Source organism: Planktosalinus sp. (genome assembly GCF_059864935.1).
On record NZ_JCBCCK010000207.1, the window covers coordinates 1 to 5,407 of the forward strand.

Genomic DNA, 5,407 nt, shown 5'->3' on the forward strand with positions numbered 1-5,407 from the left:
TTCATTTCTGCTACAGTGGTCAGTCCGTAACCACTTTTGATTTCAATGGCTCCGGTGCCCAGACGCATCACTTCTTCCAGTCGCTTGGCACTTTGGGCAAACAGTTCTTCTTCACTGGTTTCCTGGAGCTTTTTGGCAGAGTTTAAAATGCCTCCTCCCCGATTGGCAATTTCCTCATAAGTCATCCCGTTGATTCGGTCAACAAATTCCTGTTCGCGGTTTCCGGCATAAACAATATGGGTATGTGAATCACACCAAGCAGGAAGCACTCTAGATTCAGAAACATCTGTTACTTCGGTGTAATTTTCAACTTGCACATCTTCCATTTTGCCAAAATCAAGGATTTTACCATTTTCAACCACCAGAAAAGCGTCTTTAATCGTGTTCAGGGTTTTCATTTCGCTTCCGCGAAGGATGGGCTGATCAGTAATCCCGATGAGTTCCTTGATGTTTGTATAGAGGTGAGACATAGTTAAAGTTAGAAGTTAGAAGGTTGAAATACAAAGTTAGAAATATGCCGCGAATGCACGAATGTTTTTGATTTTTATTCTTGTATATGTGATAATAGCGCACAACTCCCAACGTGAAGATTATATTTTTGTTAAGCTATCAAAAAAAGCGTCGGTTTTAGTAACTTGGTGCTCTTAATTTTGATGCTATGAGCAAAACCCCTTTACAAGGCATAAACACGATCTGTACCCACAGTGGCGAACTGGAAGACACCCAATTTAAAGGGGCTGTTTCGCCGCTTTATATGTCCACTTCTTATGCATTTACCGATGTGGGTATCAAGCGTTATCCACGCTATTTTAACACGCCCAACCAGCTGGCACTGGCACAAAAAATAGCAGTACTCGAACATACCGATGCCGCTTTAATTTTTGGCAGCGGAATGGCAGCAGTAAGCACTGCACTCCTCGCCTTTTTAAAACAAGGCGACCATGTTTTACTTCAAAAAACACTTTATGGTGGAACATTTAATCTGGTGACTGAAGAGTTTGAAAAATTTGGAATTGAATTTTCGTTTACAGCTGATTTATCTGAAAAAGCTTTCGCTGAAAAAGTACAACCCAACACCAAAATCATTTATATCGAAACCCCATCAAACCCTTTGATGACCATTACCGATATTGAAATGGTAGTCAAATTGGCCAAAAAACACAACATTGTAACAATGATTGACAACACTTTTGCCTCGCCGGTGAACCAAAACCCGATTGATTTGGGCATTGACATCGTGATTCACAGTGCCACTAAATATATGGGAGGTCACAGTGACATTCTTGCCGGAGCAGTTGCGGCATCTCAGGAACATATTGACCGTGTTTTTCACTTGGGAAAAAACCTGGGCGGCAATCTGAGCGATTATACCGTTTGGCTTTTAGAGCGAAGCATCAAGACGATGGGAATACGGGTGAAGGCACAAAACAGGAATGCCAAAAAACTGGCTAAATATTTAATCAATCACCCTGATGTAAAAGCCGTTTATTATCCCGGCTTAAAATCACATCCCGATTATGAATTGGCCAAAAAACAAATGAGCGGTTTTGGCGGAATGCTTTCGTTTGAACTGGAAGAAAACATGGATGCCAAAGCATTTATGAAAAACCTGAAACTCATCAAACCCTCTATGAGCCTGGCAGGAGTGGAATCCACCATCCTATTGCCATCGGAAACTTCGCATGCTTTACTAAGTCCCGAAGAACGCTCATCGCAGGGAATATCAGAAAATTTATTGCGTTTTTCTGTTGGAATTGAGGACAAAAAAGATTTAATTGCAGATATTGAGCAGGCTTTGGTGGCCTGTAAATGAATTTAGATATTAGATGTGAGATGTGAGACTTAGGACAAAAGTGAACTATTTATAAACAATTAACGAGATACCCGCCTTCGCGGGTATTAGAGGTATGAAAGTAGATATACTCGCCATAGGAGCACATCCCGATGATGTGGAATTGGGTTGTGGGGCAACGATTGCCAAAGAGATTGCAAACGGTAAAAAAGTGGGCATACTCGATTTGACCCACGGTGAATTGGGAACCCGGGGCACCGCTAAAATCAGGGATAAAGAAGCTGCCAAAGCAGCTAAAATTCTGGGAGTTGCCTTTCGGAAAAACCTAGAGTTTTTAGATGGGTTTTTGGTAAACAACCCGGCATCGCAATTAGAGATTATAAAAATAATTAGGAAATACAAGCCCGAAGTGGTGTTTTGCAACGCTATAGACGACAGGCACATTGATCATCCCAAAGCCGGTAAAATGGTAGCTGATGCTTGTTTTTTGAGCGGATTGCGAAAAATAGAAACTATTTTTGAAGGCAACAATCAGGAAGCCTGGAGGCCCAAAAATGTATATCATTATATACAATGGAAAAACATTGAGCCTGATTTTGTGGTGGATGTTACCGGATTTATGGACAAAAAAATGGAAGCCATTATGGCTTATGAAAGTCAATTTTATGACCCCAAGACTAATGAACCCGAAACGCCCATCAGCAGTCAGAACTTTCTGGACAGCATTACTTACCGCGCCCGCGATCTGGGCAGGCTGACAGGTGTGGAATATGCCGAGGGTTTTAATGTACAACGCTACATCACCGTAAATTCGGTGTTTGATATAAAATAATCATGATTTTGTTTTGAAATTGACCGCAAATTGAATTAAATTTGCAACCGCTTTTGAGAGAGAATCTCAAGAGTTGAAAATGGTGGTTGTAGCTCAGTTGGTTAGAGCGCTAGATTGTGGTTCTAGAGGTCGCCGGTTCGAGACCGGTCTTCCACCCAGAATATAAGTCTCTGTGAAAGCAGGGACTTTTTTTGTGGAGTAATCTTAAAAAAATGAGGTCGAGAAGTTTATCCCGATGATCCCGATAGCTATCGGGAGAATATCGGGAAGACCGGCTTTGCCCACCGAAATGAGATAAAGGCTGAACTCCCACCCAAAAGCAGAGCCTCTGCATTTGCAGGCTTTGTCCTTCGTAATTTATGAAGAAGGAGACTTTTTTTGTGGGAAAAACTATGAAAAATTAAAGAGGTCTATCTGCCAACATTCCCAAAATATTTGATGGCTCAAAAGCTTTTCCTTTAAGGAACTAACTACTTCACACAGATTTTGTATATTTAAGGTTTTTACAAGTATTCCTGCAATGAAAAAAGCTTTACAATCCTGTTTATTAGTGTTTGTGTTTCTGCTTAGCTGTTTTAATATATCGGCTCAGGATATTGAATTGTATGAACAGTTTAATGGGAGGTATGATTATACGGCCATTGGCAATACTATGAATACTGTTGAAAACGGTGAAGGAACTCCTTGCACCATTTTAACATCGTCATCGGCGACCTTAAGTTTATTGCCTACACAAAACATACATACCGCTTACTTATACTGGGCAGGTTCCGGGTCGGGAGACTTTGAAGTAACCATTAATGGTACCTCAATTACCGCCGAAAGAACATTTGCTTACATTCATAATTCTTTGGATTTTTTTGCCGCTTTTGCAAATGTCACAACGCTTTTGCAAAATACTGGAAATGGTAACTACACTCTCTCAGATTTAGACCTGACCAATGTTATTCCTCAATATTGCCACCCTACCGGTACAGCCAATAATTTTGGAGGATGGGCAATAATCATAGTTTACGAAGATAATAACCTACCTCTCAATCAATTGAATATTTACGATGGCCTTGAAAGTGTTTCATCTAGTAATCCATCACTTGTCATCGAACTAGAAGACATCAATGTGATTGACAACCAGGGAGCAAAAATAGGATTCCTAGCTTGGGAAGGAGACTCATCTATAGCCAACAATGAAACACTTCAAATCAATGGTAATATCCTCAGTAACCCCCCACTAAACCCGGCCAACAATGCTTTTAACAGCACCAATAGTTTTACTAACAGTGACGAACTTTGGAATATGGATATCGATTATTATGATATTGAAAATTATATTCAGCTGGGTGATACTCAGGCAACCATTACACTTACCTCGGGTCAAGATTTTGTAATGATTAATAATATCATAACTGTTTTGAACAGTCAGTTGCCGGATGCAACCATTGAAATTGACGACATCATTGCAGGTGAAGATTGTGGTAGCAGGGAGGTTTTTTTAGAATATACGGTTTATAATGTCAACAGTACTGATGTTCTTCCGGCTGCTACCCCAATTGCCTTTTACGCCAACAGTACGCTCATTGGAAACGCGGCCACCATTAACGAAATACCGATTGGGGGCTCAGAATCTCAGCAAATCACTTTAGCTGTCCCAACAAATATACCCAATGAATTTACCTTAACTATCGTAGTTGATGATCTGGGAAATGGTACCGGCATCGTCACTGAAATTGACGAAAATAACAATGAGGACAGCATAGAAGTGAGACTCATCGATTTTCCGGAAATTACAGGACTTATTGATCAGGAAAAATGCGATGCGGTGGGTATTGAAACTTTTGACCTTACACTTTCCACACAACAAATTGATCCTTCAAACATCATAACTTTTCACATTACTCTAGAAGACGCAGAAAACAATGTCAACGCTATTCAGAACCCCGAAGCGTATGTTAACTTTGAAAACCCGCAAACCATATATGTGAGAGTTGACAATGGTGATTGTCATTTGGTGGGTAGTTTTACAATAGAAGTTATTCTTTGCCCCCTGCCCGATGCCACTATTTTTATCCCTGAAGATTTTAATGCCTGTAGGCAACGGCTGCTTGAAGTCAATTATGTGGTTGCCAATACCGACGGAACTGCACCTTTACCCGCTCAAACTCCCATTGCTTTTTATATTGATGAAGTTCTTTATGCAACAGACTTCACTCCTATTCAAATTCCTGCAGGAGGTCAAATTAATATGACCACTTTGATAGAACTGTCAGACAATGTACCGGATGTTTTTGAATTAAAACTCAGTGTGGATGATATTGGCGATGGCACCGGAATTGTTGAAGAACTGGACGAAACAAACAATACCTATATTACAACTGTAAGCTTTCAAAGTATCCCTGATTTACCCCCACTCCCGGATATGGAGTTATGTAATGAAGGGTTTGGTTATGCAATTTTTGATTTGACTCTGCAGTATGAATTAATTCAGCCGCAGGAAGGTGATGAAATCCGGTTTTACACCTCTTATGAAGATGCCCTTGAATTGACCAACCCCATTTTTTCTCCATATAGTTACCATAGCACTGCCAATCCCCAAACTATTTATGTGAGGCTAGACAATGCCATTTGTTTTACCATTGGTTCTTTCAAAATTTCTACCATCGACTGCCCGCCTTGGATTCCCGAAGGTTTTTCACCCAACAATGACGGGATTAACGACTTTTTTGAAATTTCGGGCTTGCTTGACATTTACCCCAATCACGAAATCTTAATTTACACCCGTAAAGGGA

Annotated in this window: 3 protein-coding genes, 1 tRNA gene and 1 pseudogene; 4 read left to right on the forward strand and 1 reads right to left on the reverse strand. The window is 40.5% G+C overall.

The window, feature by feature from the left end; genetic code table 11:
• A pseudogene (locus tag AC6F75_RS07480) lies at positions 1-470 on the reverse strand (imidazolonepropionase); the annotation flags it as partial.
• 188 nt (positions 471-658) lie between these two features.
• Between AC6F75_RS07480 and AC6F75_RS07485 the strand changes: the two are divergent.
• From AC6F75_RS07485 to AC6F75_RS07500, 4 genes are all read left to right on the forward strand, one after another.
• Complete coding sequence (locus AC6F75_RS07485; protein ID WP_500714353.1) at positions 659-1,813, forward strand: aminotransferase class I/II-fold pyridoxal phosphate-dependent enzyme; 1,155 nt, start codon at positions 659-661, stop codon at positions 1,811-1,813.
• Between the two features lie 94 nt (positions 1,814-1,907).
• Complete coding sequence (gene bshB1, locus AC6F75_RS07490) at positions 1,908-2,624, forward strand: bacillithiol biosynthesis deacetylase BshB1 (protein ID WP_500714354.1); 717 nt, start codon at positions 1,908-1,910, stop codon at positions 2,622-2,624.
• Between the two features lie 81 nt (positions 2,625-2,705).
• Positions 2,706-2,781: transfer RNA gene (locus tag AC6F75_RS07495), tRNA-His, on the forward strand.
• A gap of 363 nt (positions 2,782-3,144) precedes the next feature.
• On the forward strand, positions 3,145-5,407 hold a 2,263-nt coding region (locus tag AC6F75_RS07500; protein WP_500714355.1), incomplete at its 3' end, for an FIDD domain-containing protein.

Coding starts and splice junctions, on each gene's coding strand:
- AC6F75_RS07485 (WP_500714353.1), top strand. CDS start 659: ATGAGCAAAACCCCTTTACAAGGCATAAACACGATCTGTACCCACAGT.
- bshB1 (WP_500714354.1), top strand. CDS start 1,908: ATGAAAGTAGATATACTCGCCATAGGAGCACATCCCGATGATGTGGAA.